Annotated in this window: 15 protein-coding genes; 10 read left to right on the top strand and 5 right to left on the bottom strand. The window is 32.4% G+C overall.

Annotated elements, in window-relative coordinates; all coding sequences use genetic code 11:
- Positions 1-18 precede the first annotated feature (18 nt).
- The 8 genes from Q4487_RS11830 (at position 19) to Q4487_RS11795 (ending at position 11,004) form a co-directional block, all read left to right on the top strand.
- Positions 19-1,251, top strand: coding sequence for an LVIVD repeat-containing protein (locus tag Q4487_RS11830; RefSeq protein WP_303543134.1), 1,233 nt, complete (start codon positions 19-21; stop codon positions 1,249-1,251).
- Positions 1,252-1,369: 118 nt separating this feature from the next.
- Positions 1,370-3,886, top strand: coding sequence for a type I DNA topoisomerase (topA, locus tag Q4487_RS11825; protein WP_303543136.1), 2,517 nt, complete (start codon positions 1,370-1,372; stop codon positions 3,884-3,886).
- Positions 3,887-3,892: 6 nt separating this feature from the next.
- A complete protein-coding gene (locus tag Q4487_RS11820) occupies positions 3,893-5,050 on the top strand; it encodes a formimidoylglutamase (RefSeq protein WP_100894929.1) in 1,158 nt (385 codons plus the stop codon).
- Between the two features lie 114 nt (positions 5,051-5,164).
- Positions 5,165-6,523 (top strand): gliding motility lipoprotein GldK, encoded by a 1,359-nt coding sequence (gldK, locus tag Q4487_RS11815; protein ID WP_100894930.1) that lies wholly within the window; start codon positions 5,165-5,167, stop codon positions 6,521-6,523.
- A gap of 63 nt (positions 6,524-6,586) precedes the next feature.
- Positions 6,587-7,240, top strand: a complete 654-nt coding sequence (gldL, locus tag Q4487_RS11810; RefSeq protein ID WP_303543140.1) for a gliding motility protein GldL — start codon at positions 6,587-6,589, stop codon at positions 7,238-7,240.
- 53 nt (positions 7,241-7,293) lie between these two features.
- Positions 7,294-8,853: a gliding motility protein GldM gene (gene gldM, locus Q4487_RS11805; RefSeq protein ID WP_303543142.1), complete on the top strand. Its 1,560-nt coding sequence runs from the start codon at positions 7,294-7,296 to the stop codon at positions 8,851-8,853.
- Positions 8,854-8,931: 78 nt separating this feature from the next.
- Complete coding sequence (gene gldN, locus Q4487_RS11800) at positions 8,932-9,831, top strand: gliding motility protein GldN (protein ID WP_100894933.1); 900 nt, start codon at positions 8,932-8,934, stop codon at positions 9,829-9,831.
- Between the two features lie 108 nt (positions 9,832-9,939).
- A complete protein-coding gene (locus tag Q4487_RS11795; RefSeq protein WP_100894934.1) occupies positions 9,940-11,004 on the top strand; it encodes an FAD-binding oxidoreductase in 1,065 nt (354 codons plus the stop codon).
- Here the strand turns inward: Q4487_RS11795 and Q4487_RS11790 are convergent.
- Positions 10,985-11,386, bottom strand: a complete 402-nt coding sequence (locus tag Q4487_RS11790; RefSeq protein ID WP_100894935.1) for a DUF983 domain-containing protein — start codon at positions 11,384-11,386, stop codon at positions 10,985-10,987. The genes Q4487_RS11795 and Q4487_RS11790 overlap by 20 nt on opposite strands.
- Positions 11,387-11,451: 65 nt before the next feature.
- On the opposite strand from Q4487_RS11790, the gene Q4487_RS11785 reads away from it, so the two are divergent.
- Positions 11,452-13,362 carry an ABC-F family ATP-binding cassette domain-containing protein gene (locus Q4487_RS11785; protein ID WP_303543145.1) on the top strand — a complete coding sequence of 637 codons (1,911 nt, stop codon included), beginning with the start codon at positions 11,452-11,454 and terminating at the stop codon, positions 13,360-13,362.
- A 156-nt stretch (positions 13,363-13,518) separates the two neighbouring features.
- On the top strand, positions 13,519-14,403 hold the full coding sequence (locus Q4487_RS11780; protein ID WP_100894937.1) for a hypothetical protein: 885 nt from the start codon (positions 13,519-13,521) through the stop codon (positions 14,401-14,403).
- 74 nt (positions 14,404-14,477) lie between these two features.
- On the opposite strand, the gene Q4487_RS11775 is transcribed toward Q4487_RS11780, so the two are convergent.
- Genes Q4487_RS11775 through nirD form a run of 4 tightly spaced genes read right to left on the bottom strand, consistent with a single transcriptional unit; the run spans position 14,478 to position 17,705 of the window.
- Positions 14,478-14,840, bottom strand: coding sequence for a hypothetical protein (locus Q4487_RS11775; RefSeq protein ID WP_303543148.1), 363 nt, complete (start codon positions 14,838-14,840; stop codon positions 14,478-14,480).
- A gap of 10 nt (positions 14,841-14,850) precedes the next feature.
- Positions 14,851-16,692, bottom strand: coding sequence for an ATP-binding protein (locus Q4487_RS11770; RefSeq protein ID WP_303543150.1), 1,842 nt, complete (start codon positions 16,690-16,692; stop codon positions 14,851-14,853).
- Between the two features lie 24 nt (positions 16,693-16,716).
- Positions 16,717-17,304, bottom strand: a complete 588-nt coding sequence (locus tag Q4487_RS11765) for a DUF4202 domain-containing protein (protein WP_100896816.1) — start codon at positions 17,302-17,304, stop codon at positions 16,717-16,719.
- Positions 17,305-17,327: 23 nt separating this feature from the next.
- Complete coding sequence (nirD, locus tag Q4487_RS11760) at positions 17,328-17,705, bottom strand: nitrite reductase small subunit NirD (RefSeq protein ID WP_303543293.1); 378 nt, start codon at positions 17,703-17,705, stop codon at positions 17,328-17,330.
- Positions 17,706-17,729: the final 24 nt, after the last annotated feature.

Below are 17,729 nucleotides of genomic sequence, written 5' to 3'. Positions count from 1 at the left end.
AACCAAAAAGATATAAGAATGAAAAATCATTTTATTTTATTACTAGCATTAGCAGCTGTTTTTATTAGCTGTACAGATGATGTAGATGATAGTAAGTACGCAGATTTTCTAGTGGCAAAACCATTAAAAATTAGTCTGTCTGAGTTTGAAAGCAGTGGAAGTATTGTTGCGCCAAAACCTATTGAAGAATCGGGTAAAATTTATGCATACAATAATTATATTTTTATAAATGATAAATATAAGGGAGTACACGTAATAGATAATAAAAACCCAGAACAACCTAATAAAATAGCTTTTATAAGTATAATAGGTAATGTAGATATTTCTGTTAAAGACAATTATTTATATGCTGATAGTTTAGGGGATTTGTTAGTTTTTGATATTTCTAATAAAGATAATATTAAGCTCGTAAATAGGTTAAAAAATGTATTAAGAGATAATATTGTTTGGCCGGCAGCAGATATTTATGATTGGGAAAATGTTGGTGCTGCAGATGAAATTTTAGTGGGCTGGGAGGTAGTTACAGAACGCAGACTAAAAAAAGAAGTAAATGTTTGGTTTGAGAATGGGACGCTTAATAATACCACAGATGCAGGTAATGTAGGTCAGGGAGGATCTTTAGCTCGTTTTAAAATTGTAGCAGATTACTTGTATGCGGTAGACAATCACTCCATAAATGTTTTTGATATACAGGATTTAGAAAACCCTAAAGATTTAGAAGATATTTATGCTGGATTTGATATTGAAACTATTTTTAACAAAGGGAATCATTTGTTTTTAGGAAGTAGAAGCGGAATGTATATCTATGATATTTCTACGCCACAAACACCGGCATTTGTGTCGGAGTTTCAGCACGGTACTGCTTGTGACCCTGTTGTTGTAGATGGTAATTATGCATACGTAACTTTACGTGGTGGTAATACCTGTGGAGCAACAGAAAGTGGTTTGTATATTATAGATATAAGTACTATTGCAGATCCGGTTTTAGCAAAACAATACCCTTTAGATGGTCCTTATGGTCTAGGTATAAAAGGAGATGAACTTTTTATATGCGATGGGAATTCGGGTTTAAAAGTATATGATAAAACAGATGTAAATAATTTAAAAGAGGTAAATCATTTTAAAGATATTGTAACTTTTGATGTTATTCCTAGAGAAGAAAATTTGCTTATGGTTGGTGATAATGTGTTGTATCAATATAAATATTTAGAAAATAACATAAGCTTGTTAAGTAGCTTACATCTAGATTAATTTATACCTTAAAAAGACAAAAGACTGCTAATTTTAGCGGTCTTTTTTTGTTGGTTTCTACCTTATAACGTATTAAATAAAAAAATTGCTATACTTTTGTATAACCAAAAACCATAAAATGGCGAAGAATTTAGTAATTGTAGAGTCACCTGCAAAAGCAAAAACAATAGAGAAATTTTTAGGAAAAGATTATAAGGTAGAGTCGAGCTTTGGACACATAGCAGATTTGCCATCTAAAGAATTAGGGGTAGATGTAGATAATGACTTTACGCCTAAATATGTAGTAGATAGTGAAAAGAAAAAACTTGTAAAAAAACTTAAAGATTTAGCAGATAAAGCAGAAGTTATATGGCTTGCGAGTGATGAGGATCGCGAGGGAGAGGCTATTTCTTGGCATTTGGCAGAAGAGTTAAAATTAGACAAGAGTAAAACAAGAAGAATTGTTTTTAACTCTATAACAAAGTCTGCAATACAAAAGGCAATAGAAAACCCAAGAGAAATAAATTACAACTTGGTAAATGCACAGCAGGCACGTAGAGTTTTAGATAGGTTGGTTGGTTACGAGCTATCTCCGGTTCTTTGGAAAAAAATAAAACCAGGTCTTTCTGCTGGTCGTGTACAGTCTGTAGCAGTTAGGTTAATTGTAGAAAGAGAAAGATCTATTGAAGCTTTTACGCCAGAAGCTTCATTTAGAGTTGTTGCCGAATTTAAAACAGAATCAGGCAGTAGCTTTTCAGCAAAAATTAACAAAACATTCCCTAGTAAAAAAGCAGCTCAAGATTTTTTAAATAAAAATATTGGTGCAAATTTTTCTATAGCAAATTTAGATAAAAAACCAGCAAAAAAATCTCCGGCAGCACCGTTTACAACATCTACCTTACAACAAGAGGCAGCACGTAAATTGTATTTTTCTGTGGGTAGAACAATGCAGGTAGCACAACGTTTGTACGAGGCAGGTTTAATAACCTATATGAGAACAGATAGTGTAAACCTATCTAAAGAGGCATTAGATGCAGCTAAGGAAGCAATTGTAGAAAACTACGGTAAAGAATATAGTGAGGTGCGTAATTATGTAGGTAAAACCAAAGGTGCACAAGAAGCACATGAGGCGGTTAGACCTACAGATATGAAAAGGCAATCACCGTCTTTGGAACGTGACCAAGCAAGGTTGTATGAGCTTATTTGGAAACGAACATTAGCATCACAAATGAGTGATGCGCAGTTAGAGCGTACCAACGTAAAAATAAAAGCAGATAAGCATAAAGAAGAGTTTACTGCAAATGGAGAGGTTATTAAGTTTGATGGTTTTTTAAAGGTATACTTAGAAGGTCATGATGATGAGGAAACAGAGGAGCAAGAAGGTATGTTGCCAGCGATGAAAGTTGGAGAAACATTACTTAATAATTTTATAACAGCAACAGAACGTTTTTCTAGAGCTCCATACAGATTTACTGAAGCATCTTTAGTTAAAAAGTTAGAAGAGTTAGGAATAGGAAGACCATCTACTTATGCACCAACAATTTCTACAATCCAAAACAGAGGCTATGTAGAAAAAGGAACAATAGAAGGTGTAGAGCGTAAGTATACGCAGTTGGTTTTAGAAGCAGATAATCTAGAAGAAAAGAACTTAACAGAAACTGTTGGTTCTGATAAAGGTAAAATGGTACCTACAGATATAGGTATAATTGTAACCGACTTTTTAGTAAATCACTTTGAAACTATATTAGACTATAATTTTACAGCTAAGGTAGAAGAAGACTTTGATGAAATTGCAACAGGCGATGAAGACTGGGGTAAAGTAATGAAGGATTTTTATACAGATTTTCATCCAAAGGTTGAAGATGTAGAGCAAAACGCAGACAGAGCCAGCGGGGAACGTATTCTGGGTAAAGATCCAAAAACGGGTAGGCAAGTATCTGTGCGTTTAGGTAGATTTGGACCAATGGTACAAATAGGTACAGCAGAGGAAGAAGAAAAACCACAATTTGCTAGTTTGTTACCAGAACACTCTTTAGGTACTATTACTTTTGAGGAAGCAATGGAGCTTTTTAAATTGCCAAAAGATTTAGGTACTTATGAAGGAGAAGAAGTATCTGCAAACGTAGGTAGGTTTGGACCTTATGTTAAGTTTGGTAAAAAGTACATTTCTATGGAGAAAGGAGAAAGTGCTTTAGATATAACTAAAGAAAGGGCAATAGAGCTTATTGTAGAAAAGCAAAAAGCAGATGCGCCAATAGCTTCATATGAAGATTTAGAGGTTACCAAAGGTGTAGGTCGTTTTGGTCCGTTTATAAAATGGAACGGAATGTTTATCAATGTAAATAAAAAGTACGACTATGATACACTTTCTTATGAGGATATTGTAGAACTTATTGAAGCTAAAAAACAAAAAGAAATAGATAAGCTTATACAAGAATGGCCAGAAGAAGGCATACGTATAGAAAAAGCTAGATGGGGTAGACACAATGTGTTAAAGGGTAAAATAAAGGTTGAGTTGGCTAAAACAGTAGACGCTACTAAAATTACTTTAGAAGAAGCCCAAGCTATGATAGAAAAGAAAACCCCAAAGAAAAAAACAAAAGCTAAAGCAAAACCTAAGGCTAAAGCAAAAGCAAAACCAAAGACAAAGAAGTAAAAATATATGGCGTTCGATTTTTTGACTCCAGTGGCAGATAAAGTAATAGCTCATTGTGAGTTATTACCGTCGCAAGCATTAGGAAAAAAAATATACAAACACACAAAAAAAGATGGTTTACCGGTCTTGGCAATGGCATCTATAGCAATAATAGGCGTAAATGAATCTAGAAATGCTTTTGAAAAAAAATCAGAAGCATTAGATTTATCTGGCGTTAGGTTAGAGCTTTACAAGTTAATGGTAGGTAATTGGAATTCTACTATTATAGATCTAGGCGATGTAGAACCCGGAGAAAATGTTAGCGATACTTATTTTGTAGTAAAAGAAGTAATAGCTAGCTTAATTGAAGAAAACATTGTACCTATAGTAATTGGACCAACACAAGACCTAACATATCCTTGTTACAGGGCTTTTGATGGCCTCCGAAATATGATTAACCTAGTAAATGTAGATAGTAGGTTTGACTTTGGAGATCATGAAGAACTTATCTCTTCTCATTCTTATATGAGTAAAATTATTACAGATAAGCCCAATAATTTATTTAATTTTTCAAATATAGGTTACCAAAGCTATTTTAATTCTCAGGAAGAAATAGATCTAATGGAGCGTCTTTTTTTTGATGCTTATCGTTTAGGAGAGGTAACATCAGACATAACCTTAGTAGAACCAATTCTGCGAAATGCGCACATTGTTAGTTTGGATGCACGTTCTGTGCGGGCAAGTGAAATGGGTATGTTAAATAATTTTTCTCCAAACGGATTTACAGGAAGAGAAATTTGCGCCATAGCAAGGTATGCAGGTATAAGTGAAAAATTATCTGTCTTTGGTGTTTTTGAGAGCGAGAATTCAAATCAATCTTTTCAGCTCTTAGCCCAAATTATATGGTACTTTATAGAGGGTTATAACTTTAGAGTACAAGAATTACCTTATTTAAATAAAGAAGCATTTACAAAGTATATAGTTCCTTCAGACTTAGAAGAACTGGTTTTTTATAAAAGTAATTTAACAGAAAGGTGGTGGGTAGAAGTACCATCTATTTTAAATTCATATAATAAAAATGAAATGCCTGCGTTATTACCCTGCACCAAGGCGGATTATGTTGAGGCAACCAACCAAAACATTCCAGAAAGGTGGTTTAAGGCATTTAAAAAAGGCCTCAATTAAAAAAATAACAAAATAACGTGTCTTAATACAATATTTCGTTTAAAACGCTGTTTTAATGATTGAATATATATGTTTAAGAACTAAATATCTTAAATCGAAATTTAACCTATAATTATGAAGAAACTATTGTTAATGTCCATGGGATTTGTTCTTTTACTTGGCAGTTGTGGTAAGTCAGGAACAAAAGGAGAATTGGTAGGAGCCCAAGGAAAAAAATGGTATCCGGAGAAACCTTATGGTATGGAATTGATCCCAAGAGGATCTTTTATCATGGGTAAAACAGAAGAAGACCAAGCGCAGGTTTTAAATGCGCCAACTAAAACTGTTACAGTAACTTCTTTTTATATGGATGATACTGAAATAACAAATAGTGAGTATCGTCAGTTTGTAGAATGGGTTAAAGATTCTATTACAAGAACAAAATTGGCAATATTAGCAGATGAGTTAGGCTTAAGCCCAGAAGATGGTGGTATTGGTGATTATGCATTTAAAGATGCAGATACAACTAAAATGTCTGAGTACGATAAGTATATGATGGACAACTATGGTGGTGGTGGCCCATCAGGATATGAAGGTAGAGCCTTAAATAAGCAAGAAAAACTTATTTGGGATACATCTGAATACCCAGACGAGTATTATGTTGAGGTAATGGATAAGTTATACATTCCAGAAGAAGAAGCATATAACGGGCAACGTACTATAGATGTTACACAGCTTAAATATAAGTACAGTTGGATGGACATAGATGCAGCTGCAAGATCTAAAACTGGAAGCAGAAAAGATTTTATTAAGCAGACTGAGTTACCTGTTTACCCAGATACTACAGTATGGATTAAAGATTTTGAGTACTCATATAATGAGCCAATGCACAACGATTATTTTTGGCACGATGCATATAGCGAATATCCAGTAGTAGGTGTTACTTGGGATCAAGCAACAGCTTTTTGTAACTGGAGAACAAAATTAAAGAACGACGACCAAAAAAGTAGAGGTAAACAGCCAGTTAATAAATTTAGATTGCCTACAGAAGCAGAGTGGGAGTACGCTGCAAGAGGTGGTATAGAAGGTGGTATGTACCCTTGGGGTGGTCCTTATGTAATTAGTGATACTGGTTGCTATATGGCAAACTTTAAACCACAAAGAGGAGATTACGCTGCAGATGCAGCATTGTATACAGTAGAGGCTAAAGCATATGAGCCTAACGACTTTAACTTGTATAATATGGCTGGTAACGTGTCTGAATGGACAAGCTCTAGCTACGATCCAAGTACTTACGATTTTGTTTCTACAATGAACCCTAACGGAGGAGATAGTGGTAACGCAAGAAGAGTAATACGTGGTGGTTCTTGGAAAGATGTTGCTTACTTCTTACAAGTATCTACAAGAGATTATGAATACAGAGATTCTGCCCGTAGTTATATTGGCTTTAGAACTGTACAAGATTACATGGGAGAAGAAGATTCTACCGACTAAAAAACCGAATAAATTTAACCCTAAATACTTATAATTAATAAACCCAAATTAAAATTTAAAATTATGGCACAATCAAAATCAACAAAGAAATTATTTAATATGGCCTATGGCCTTGGAGCATCTGTAGTAATTATTGGTGCACTATTTAAAATCCTTCACTGGGAGTTAGGACCATTAAACGGTGGTGTTTTACTAGCAATTGGTCTTATTACAGAGGCACTTATTTTTGCAATTAGTGCATTTGAACCAATAGAGGATGAGTTAGACTGGTCTTTAGTATACCCAGAATTAGCAGGTGGTCAAGGATCAGCTAAACAAAAGAATGAAACTTTAGAAGTAAAAGAAACAGAAGCATCTTTATCTAAGAAATTAGACGAAATGTTAAAAGAAGCTGGTGTTGATGCAGAATTGATGGGAAGCCTTGGTAACAGCATTAAAAACTTTGAAGGTGCTGCTAAAGGAATTGCTCCTACTGTAGATGCAATGGAATCTACTAGAAAGTATTCTGATGAAATGGTACAAGCTGCTACGCAGATGGAATCATTAAACAGCTTATACAAAGTACAATTAGAAAGTGCTAGCAGACAAGCTTCAATTAATGAAGAAGTAGTACAAAACTCTTCAGCATTAAAAGATCAAATGGAATCTTTAGCAACAAACTTATCTTCTTTAAACGGAGTATACGGTGGTATGTTATCAGCAATGAGCAAAAACTAATTAGTTAATACTAATAACCCCAAATCAATTATTAACTAAAATTAGTAGAAAACATGGCAGGAGGAAAACAGTCACCACGTCAGAGAATGGTAAACTTAATGTACTTAGTGTTCATTTGTATGCTGGCGTTAAATATGAGTAAAGAAGTTCTAGCTGCATTCGGCTTAATGAATGTAAAGATGGAAGCTTCTAACAAAAAATCAACAGAAAACAATGTAGCTTTCTTAGAAGGTCTTGGAACAAAGGCAGAAGAGAATGCAGCAAAGTATGCTGAAGATTATAAAAAAGCGCAGCAGGTACAAAAAATATCTCAAGACTATTATGACTATTTAGAAGGTCTTAAAAATGAGATGACTAAGAACGTTGAAGATCCTACAGATTACCAAGTAATGGATAAGTCTGATTACTTAGATCAAAAATTCTTTAGCGGAGAAAACTTAGCAGAAGGTGGTAAGGAGTTCATGAAAAGAATTAACGATTACCGTGAGCAAGTATCTAAGTTAGTACCAGAAAAAATAAAAAGTTCTGTAAAGGCTAGATTTGAAACTGGAGATGCTAATGGTAAAGTAGAGAAGAAAGATAAGACCAAGCAAGATTGGATTAACTATCACTATGAAGGTTTTCCTTTAATAGCTTCTTTAACTAAAATTACAGCTTTACAGTCTGATATTAAGTCTACTGAAGAAGATGCTTTAAAAGCAATGTTAGAAGGTAACTTAACAGATCAGGTTTCTTTAAAGAAATTTAAAACATCACTTTTTGGATCTAAGTCAGCATTTTATGCAGGTGAAAAGTACGATGGTAAAATTATTATTAGCAAAACTGATGATTCTTCTACTCCAGTAAGAGCAGAATTAACATTAGATGGTAGAAAATTAAAAGAAGGTACAGATTATCAGCTTGAAGCTGGAGGTGTTAAAATGTTAATTGGTGCTGGTAACCCAGGAGATCACGAAGTAGCAGGTACACTTTTCTTTAAGCAAGATGGTGAAGAAGTTCCTGTAGAAGTTAAAAACTCTTTTGCAACTATATCTAAGCCAAGTGCAGCATTAATTGCAGCAGATAAGATGAACGTTGTTTACCGTGGTGTTGCTAACCCAATGACAATTTCTATACCTGGTATACCAAATAATAAAGTAAGAGCTTCTGCTCCAGGCTTAAAGTCGGTAAGTGGTAGTAAGTATGTTATGAATCCAGGTTCTGGAAGATCTGTAACTATTAAAGCTTCTGGTACTTTGCCAGATGGTAAAGCAGTTAGTTCTTCATCAGAATTTAGAATTAAAGATATACCAAGTCCAACAGGTTCTATTAGAGGAGAAACTGGTAGCGTTAAAATGCCACGTAAAAACTTAGAAGTATCTACAGTTGGTGCATTATTACAAGATTTTGATTTTGATTTAAATATTGGTGTAAGCGGTTTCAGCTTTAAAGTTCCAGGACAGCCAACAATTAGAGTTAATGGTAGAAAATTAGACAGTAGAGCTAAATCTGCATTAAAAAGAGCAAAAAGAGGTGATATGGTTCAGATATTTAATATCCAAGCTTATATTACAAATAACAAGAGTTATAGATTAAAGAAAGTTTCTAGTGTACTTGTAGAAATTACAAACTAGAATAAATGAAACTAAAAGGTAAGTTGCTATTGTAAAATAGCAACTTACTTATAGCTTCAAAATAAAATTATTTAAATGATGAATTGGAAAAACATTTTAGTAGTAGGTTTAGTAGCAATGTCTTCGATATCTGCTATGGCGCAATCAAATGTATTGAATGCCAAAAAACCAGAAGAAATTGGTATTAAAACAGAAGAACAAATTAAAAAAGATAATGACGGACCATTAAAGTATGGTTATGTAGACGACAGAGATGTTTTATGGTCTACTACTGTATGGGAAGTTATAGATTTAGATGAGCGTGTAAACTTTCCTTTATACTACCCAATTGATACTATAGACATAGGTAAAAACAGAAGATCGTTATACCACGTTTTAATGAAAGGTATTAAGAGTGGAGAATTAGAAGTTTATGCAGATTCTTACTTTACAGAAAAAAGAAAATTAGAAGACTTAAAAGCTTCTATGCAGAAGGTAGATACTACAGATTATGGTTACGACCAATATAATGCAGGAGAAACTGTTTCTGAAGAATATATTAACAAGAGAGATCTTGTTGCAGCAGATTTAGAAGAATACCTAATTAAAGGAATGTGGTATTTTGATAAAAGACAAGGAGAATTAAAATACCGTTTATTAGGTATTGCTCCAGTTGCACCAGATGTTAACTTTATAGATGATGAGTCTGTAGATATAGATGGTAATAAAATTCCTTTATTCTGGGTTTGGTATCCAGATGCTAGAGAATTGTTGCATACAGCAAAAGTGTTTAATCAACGAAACTCTGCAAGTCCAATTTCTTTTGATATGTTGTTAAACTCAAGAAGGTTCCATGCAACTATTTACAAAGAAGAAAATGTACACGGAGATCGTAAAATTAAAGATTACATTTCAGACAACGCATTGTTTCAGTTGCTAGAAGCCAAAAGAATTAAAGAGGTTATTAGAGACAGAGAACAAGATATGTGGAGCTATTAAATTGCTTTAGAATTCCAATTCAAATACAATAAGCAGACTCCCTAGGATTATATTCCTAGGGAGTTTTTTTATGCATATAAATTAAGCTACTTTATCTACTTTTGTAATATGGTAAATTATGTAGTTGTAGGCCTGGGGTTGGCAGGTATTTCTTTTTGTGAAACACTAGAAAAAAATAATAAAACGTTTAAGGTGGTTGCAGATAACTCACAGACATCTTCTGTAGTTGCAGGTGGTTTGTATAACCCAGTTATTTTAAAACGTTTTACACTTGCCTGGAACGCAAAACAACAATTAGACCTTGCGCTACCCTTTTACAAGGCTTTAGAAGATAAGCTAAAAGTACAGTTAGACTATAAAATACCTGTAATACGTAGGTTTGCTTCTGTAGAGGAGCAAAATATGTGGTTTGAGGCTATGGATAAGCCAAGTCTTAATTACTTTTTATCACCAAAAATTATTCAAAATAAAAATGCTGATATAAATGCAAACTTTGGCTATGGCGAGGTTTTACATACAGGTAGAATAGATACAAAGGAGCTTTTATCAGCCTATAAAAATTACTTAATTAAAAAAGAAGCTATATTACAAGAAACGTTTGATTTTGATGCTTTACAAATTGAAGAAAACGGAGTTATATACAAAGGTATTAAGGCAGAAAAAATAGTTTTTGCTACTGGTTTTGGATTAAAAAGCAATCCGTTTTTTAATTATTTACCGTTAAATGGAACAAAGGGAGAGCTTTTAACTATAAAGGCTCCAGATTTGAAAGAGAAAAGTGTTATAAAATCATCTGTCTTTATAATACCTATGGGTAATGATTTGTATAGGGTAGGAGCCACTTATAATAGAGACGACAAAACAAACAACGTATCTGAAACCGCTAAAGAAGAGTTGTTAACCAAATTAAATACCTTTTTAAAATGCAGTTATGAGGTTGTAGACCACAAAGCAGGTGTTAGGCCAACAGTAGCAGATAGAAAACCACTAGTTGGCGAGCATCCAAAGCATAAAAATGTATATGTTTTAAATGGTTTTGGTTCTAGAGGCGTTATGGCAGGACCTTACGCAGCTAAACATCTTTTTAATTTTATAGAAAACAAAGAGTTGCTACCAAAAGAGATAAATTGTAATCGTTTTATTAAAAGATACCTTAATGCTTCTGGCTCTTAAACTTAGCGGCTGCGTTTTTATCATAATGTATAAACATATTTATCCAAATATTACGAGACAATCTCATAATTATTGGCATAAAACCAACTAACGTAGCTACAATACAAATAAAACTTACTAAAAGACTCGTTTCAATAAAAATAAAAGAGATTATAAAAGCAGCAACAGCAAATGCAATACCAACACCATAACTTACGTACATTGCTCCGTAAAAGAACGAAGGCTCCATTTGATATTTGGTACCACAATGAGAACAACGCTCGTGCATATCGTACACATTTGATAAATGGTAAGGGTTTTTATCCTTGTACATGTTCTCTAAGTGACATTTTGGACAAGTTCCTGTTAAAATACTGCTGAGTTTGTTTCCTTTTTTTAACATTTGCAAAAAGTTTTTACAAAAATACTATTTTCTATAATTTTCATCTGTAACATTAGTCACATTTTATGCTTAATATTCACAATTTATCTGTCTCTTTTGGAGGAGAGTTTTTATTTGAAGAAATTTCTTTTAGGTTAAACCCAGGAAACCGTGTTGGACTTATAGGAAAAAATGGTGCAGGTAAGTCTACCTTATTAAAACTATTGTCTAAAGAAATGCCAATAGATAGTGGTACAATTGCAGCAGATAAAGATGTAAAAATTGGCTTTTTAAAACAAGATATAGATTTTGTAGAAGGAAGATCTGTTTTAGAAGAGTCTTACCAAGCGTTTGAAGAAATTAAAGCTTTAGAGTTAAAGTTAGATGAAATTAATCATCAATTAGCAGAACGTACAGACTACGAAAGTGATAGTTACAGTCAGCTTATTATAGATTTAAATGATATTACGCATCATTATGAAATTTTAGGAGGTTATAATTACCAAGGAGAAACAGAAAAAGTTTTACAAGGTTTAGGTTTTAGTAGAGCAGATTTTGATAAAAAAACGGAGACATTTTCTGGAGGCTGGCGTATGCGTATAGAGTTGGCAAAACTACTATTACAAACTAACGATGTGCTGCTGCTGGATGAGCCTACCAACCACTTAGATATAGAATCTATTATTTGGTTAGAGCAGTTTTTAAAAGGATATTCTGGTGCTGTAGTAATTGTATCGCATGATAAAATGTTTTTAGATAATGTTACCAACAGAACCATAGAAATATCTTTAGGTAGAATATACGATTACAATAAACCGTATTCAGAATACTTGGTTCAGCGTAACGAGCTTAAAACACAGCAATTAAGCGCGCAAAAAAACCAAGAAAAGCAAATACAGCAAACAGAAAAGCTGATAGAGAAATTTAGAGCAAAAGCATCTAAGGCAACTATGGCGCAATCTTTAATTAAAAAGTTAGATAAGATTGATAGGATAGAGGTAGATGAGGATGATAATAGCGTAATGAATTTACGTTTTCCTATATCTATAAATCCAGGTAAAATTATAGCGGAGATTGAAGATTTGTCTAAAAACTATGGCGATAGAAAAGTTTTAAATAATATAGATTTATTAATAGAACGCGATAGTAAAACAGCCTTTGTTGGTCAAAACGGACAAGGAAAATCTACTTTAGCAAAAATTATGGTGGGTGAGTTAGAGTATAGCGGTCACTTAAAATTAGGGCACAATGTACAAATAGGATATTTTGCTCAAAACCAAGCAGAGTATTTAGATGGTACAAAAACTATTTTAGATACTATGATAGATGCTGCTAACGAAACTAACCGTAGTAAGGTTAGAGATATTTTAGGATCGTTTTTATTTAGAGGAGATGATGTAGATAAGTATGTAAGAGTATTGTCTGGTGGTGAGCGTAACCGTTTAGCTTTGGCTAAAATGTTACTACAACCATTAAACGTATTGGTAATGGATGAACCTACCAACCATTTAGATATAAAGTCTAAAAACGTTTTAAAACAAGCATTACAAAATTTTGAGGGTACACTAATACTTGTATCACACGATAGAGATTTTTTACAAGGTTTAACTAATAAAGTTTACGAGTTTAAAGATCAAAAAATAAGAGAATATTTAGGAGATATAGACTATTACTTAGACCAACGTAAAGCTGAAAATTTTAGAGCTATTGAAAAAAAGACTAAGGTTAAGCAAGCTGTAAAAAAAGAAGAAGATAAAAAAGTAGATTATAAAGATCAGAAAAAAATAAAGTCCCTTAAAAATAAACTAAGTAATGTAGAAAGTGAAATTTCTACTTTGGAGAGCGACATAAAAAAGATAGATCAGAAGCTTTTATTGGACTATGAAGCTACAATTGCAGAACCAGATTTTTTTGATAAATACGAGGCAAAAAAGAAAAAATTAAAAGAACTAATGTCTACTTGGGAAGAGCTAACCTTAAATTTAGAAGATTTGTAAGTAATGTAGGGTTTTGTAGGCTATTTTGCTAAACCACAGAAAATGCGTGTTTCACAACAAAAACACGCTAACCGCTTGTAGTTCATCTAATAATTTTGCCAGTTATCTATAATTAGCTTCTATTTGTATCGCAATACTTTGATAATCAGTATAGATATGAATAAGAATTTTACTTACACAATCATAGCTTTTTTAGCAGTAGCACTACAAACAGTTGTGGGGCAAATATCTTCTAAAGAAAAAGCAGTGCTTATAGACTTGTACAATGCTACAAACGGAAGCCAATGGACAACTCAGTGGAATTTAGATAAACCAGTTTCTACTTGGAAAGGTGTTAAAGTAGAAGACAATAAAGTTGTTGGACTAAATTTATTTAGAAACAACTTGGAGGGAACTTTGCCACAAACAATTTATAAGCTTAAAAGTTTGCAAGATTTAAACTTAGCGTTTAATAAGATCAGCGGAGAAATACCTGTGACTATTACTAAGTTAAAAGAGTTGAGAAATGTTCATTTAGAGATGAATTTACTAACAGGTGAAATACCTTCTAAAATAGGAGATTTAGCTAATTTAGAGAGTATTGTACTATTTAATAACCTAATGAAAGGAGAAATTCCTAAAAGCGTTGGTAAATTAAAAAAATTAAAAGTATTTAATGTGTCTAGTAACAAACTTTCAGGTATTATACCTGATGAGTTAGGAAGCTTATCTAAATTAGAAAGTTTAGGGCTTTTTGAAAATAATTTGGTTGGTTTTATCCCAAAAGAATTAGGGAACTTAGTAGAGCTTAGAGAGCTTGTAATTGCTAACAACCAGTTAATGGGAGATATACCACAAGAATTTGGACAACTGGTAAACCTACAAGTATTACAATTACAAAATAATAAATTCAATAGCTTTAAAAGTCTAGACTTTATGCAGTCTAAAGAGATTTTAGTTTTTGATTTTGATGGAAAAAAACCAAGCTTAAAGTTTAGAGATTTAAACACAGCTAAAACTGGAGTTGCAGAAACAGAGTTTGAAGAAGATAAAGAAAATTAATTACTATAATAAGTATTTAGTTGGTTAGTTAAAAAGAGTGTCCTAAGGGCACTCTTTTTTTATTTAAAATACTGTTAAGCATTAGGATTGGGGTAGTTGTCTGTCTGGTCTTCTACAGTTTCATCCATACAAACAAAATCTTTTTCAACTAAAATAAAAATTTCTTTACCGTTTTTAGTGATGAAATTATGACTAAAACCAACAGTGTTACTACTAAACCAATTGGTTGTGTAATCTTTAGGAACGTATATGGTTATAGTGTTATTAATGTAATCGGTTTCTAGATTAGTTATATCCTTTTTTGCGTGTATTCTATATGAAAATAAAGTTGATCCAAACTCTGTTTCTTGAGCAAAAGAACCTGTTTTGCAAAATGCCTCTACTTCACTCTTAGTAAGTCTGTATCTAATAGAATTTCCTCTAATTCTTATTTTCATAGCGTTGGTTTTATGGTTGTTTTATCTTTTTTTCGGGCTTGTAATTTATGGTAACTCTAGTTCCTTTTCCTGGAGTAGAGTTAATAAATAGTCTTCCGTTTATATAGTTTATGCGTTCTTTCATATAAAAAAGCCCCATACCGCCCTCACTATTGTTTTTTGGTGTCTTGTGTAAAATAGTATCATCAAAACCTTTACCATCATCATCAATTAAAATGCTTAGTATATTTTGGTCATAATTAATACTAAGTAAAATATAATTGGCATCTGCATACTTAATAGCGTTATTTATAGCCTCTTGTGTTACTCTATAAATATTAGTTTCTACTAAGGAAGAAAACCTAATGTTTTTATCGGTCTTATTTTCAAAAAGAATATTTTTCCCAGTTAGTTTAGCTAATTCTATTGTCATTTTTTGCAGAGCAGGAAAAATACCATGATCTTTTAACTCAGGAGGAGTAAGGTTAAACGTAGCAGTACGTACACCTTTTATTAGGTCTGAGCATAGTGTTTTTAAATATGCTATCTTCTCCTCTGTTTTTTCTTTATTCTCTAAGTTAATAGATTCTATGTTAAATTTAAGAGCAGTAAGCATTTGGCCAATTCCATCATGTATGTCTTTTGCAATACGTTTGCGCTCTTCTTCTTGTCCCTCTACAATTTGGCTTGCTTGTAATTTTCTTTGAAGTATTTTGTCTTCAAAATTTTGCTTTGTTAATTGCTCTAGTTTTTGCTGATTTTCTATTCGTTCTGTAATATCAGAACATAAAATTAAAACACTTTGTTTTTTAGACGATTGATGAAGTGGAATAATAGACATATCTAACCAAACATCCTGTTCTTTTTTAGTCCTTATTTTTATTTCTTCAGTTCTAATGTTTTTTCTACTATTTTTTAAAACTTCTTTAAGGTACTCTTGTTGGCCTTCGTTTGTTGTTAGTATCTCAGACAATGGTTTAGATAAGTCTTGAGTAGAACAACCTAAAAGTTCTTGAAATTTTTTACTGATAAAAACTACGCTTTCATTATTTTTAGTACTAGCAAATAAAGCTGCATTATCTATAACAAAATTTAATTCTTGTAGTTCTTGTAACGAGTTTTCTTTTTCTTGATATAGTTCCTCTATTTTAGCAGTGTTTTTCTCAGATTCTATTTTTCCTTTTAGAAGTTTAGCAATACTATTTCTAATTTGAATAGATAATGGTCTAAAAACAAATAAAATTTCTAAAAGAAGAATTAGTAAGGAAAGCGCAACTAATATGTGCTCTTTTTGTTTTAATTTTTGAAGTTGAGTTTTACTTATACTATCATATTTATTTACAATAGTATCCATCAAATTTAAAAATATGCGTTCGTTTTTAAGTAGAATAGTTATATCTTTTTCTAAACTTATGCTATCTCTTATATTGTTGCTTTTAAGATGAATGGTGTTATTTGCAGCGCTCATCATAGCGGTATGGTGTGGTGTAATTTTTTTTAATAGAGCTAGTATTTCTTTATTCTCTTCTTTAGGTAAACCCATAGAGTCATTACCAAACTGAAGCGCATTGTGCGATATGCGCCAAACATCTAAGGTGTTTTTTGTATTATGTAAAATTTGTTTTTTTTCTTCATTAGATGTGTGTCTATTTAGCAATAGAATATCTTTTACTAATTTTTGACTATAAGCACGTTGCCTACCTGCAACATTTATGACGCGAGAATCATCTAACTGAGAATTTAAATGCATTTGTACTAAAACCTGAGAAAAAACAATAGAAAAAGCAATAGCTAACAATGCTAGTAGGTACCATTTTCTTATTCTAAGAAATGTGGTGGTGTCTAAAGATTTTTCTAATTTATTACCGCTCATATTAGTAGCTTATTGTAAGCATTTTTAAGATAATGCTTTGCCTACTAGTTCTAAAGATGCTTTTGATAAAGGTAGCTTTAAAGCTGCATCTTGGCCTAAATTGGACATTTTGCGCCACGTTTTTTGCAAAATATCAATAAGTTTTTCTTCTGAGTATTTTTTAGCAAATGGCTCAAAATAAAACTCTAAAAATACCAGGCAAATAACATCTTCTAAGGTCTGTGTTTCTTCATTCTTTTTTAACTGTTTCTTCTCAAGTAAAAAAGCAACTTTACTAATTGTTTCTTGGTCATAACCAACAGATTCTAAAATTGAACTTGCTTTTTTTGCATGATATTTTTTAAGGTCTTGTCTCCAAGTTAAATATCCAGTCCTGTTCATTTCATAAGAGTCTCTTGGTATTTCCCATCTGCAAATGTGTTGGCAACGAGCAGTTAACTGTAATACTTCTGATGCATTTGGGGCAAAAGAGTTTAGTTTGTTTGTCATACGTATAGCGTATAGTACTTCTTTTGCGTACTCCTTACCTTGGTATAATTCTTTATTTGGGTCTTGGTTGTTTGCTTTATCAAAAAGATCAAAAGCTTGTTTTAGTTTATTTGTTGTTGCCATATGTGGTAAGGTTTGTTTCAAAGCTATTCAGAAAACCCAATATACACAAAACCATCTTCAATTTTTACAGGATAAGTTGCAATAGCATCTAAAGTGCCGTTTAAATTTTCTCCGGTTTCTAGAGAAAATGTGTTTTTATGCAGCGGACAAGCCACTTTAGGTATTCCCATATCTTCACCAATCATACCTCTAGAAAGTACCATTTCCATTTTATGCGGACATAAATTTTGGCAGGCGTACCATTTACCTTCTCTTGTAAAATTAAAAACAGCAATTTGTTTATTTTTATATTTTACGCAGGCACCACCATTTTTAGGGAACTTAGTAATTTCTGCAGCTTTGTACCAGGTTGTTACTTGTTCTAAAGCTGTTAATGAGTATTCTTTTAAAATTGAAGTTATCATCTTTAATTATTTTAATTAAAC

The sequence above is a fragment of the Cellulophaga sp. 3_MG-2023 genome (assembly GCF_030546975.1).
Lineage (GTDB): Bacteria > Bacteroidota > Bacteroidia > Flavobacteriales > Flavobacteriaceae > Cellulophaga.
Note: the sequence above shows the minus strand (reverse complement) of the source record. Positions and strands in the feature narration are given on the sequence as shown.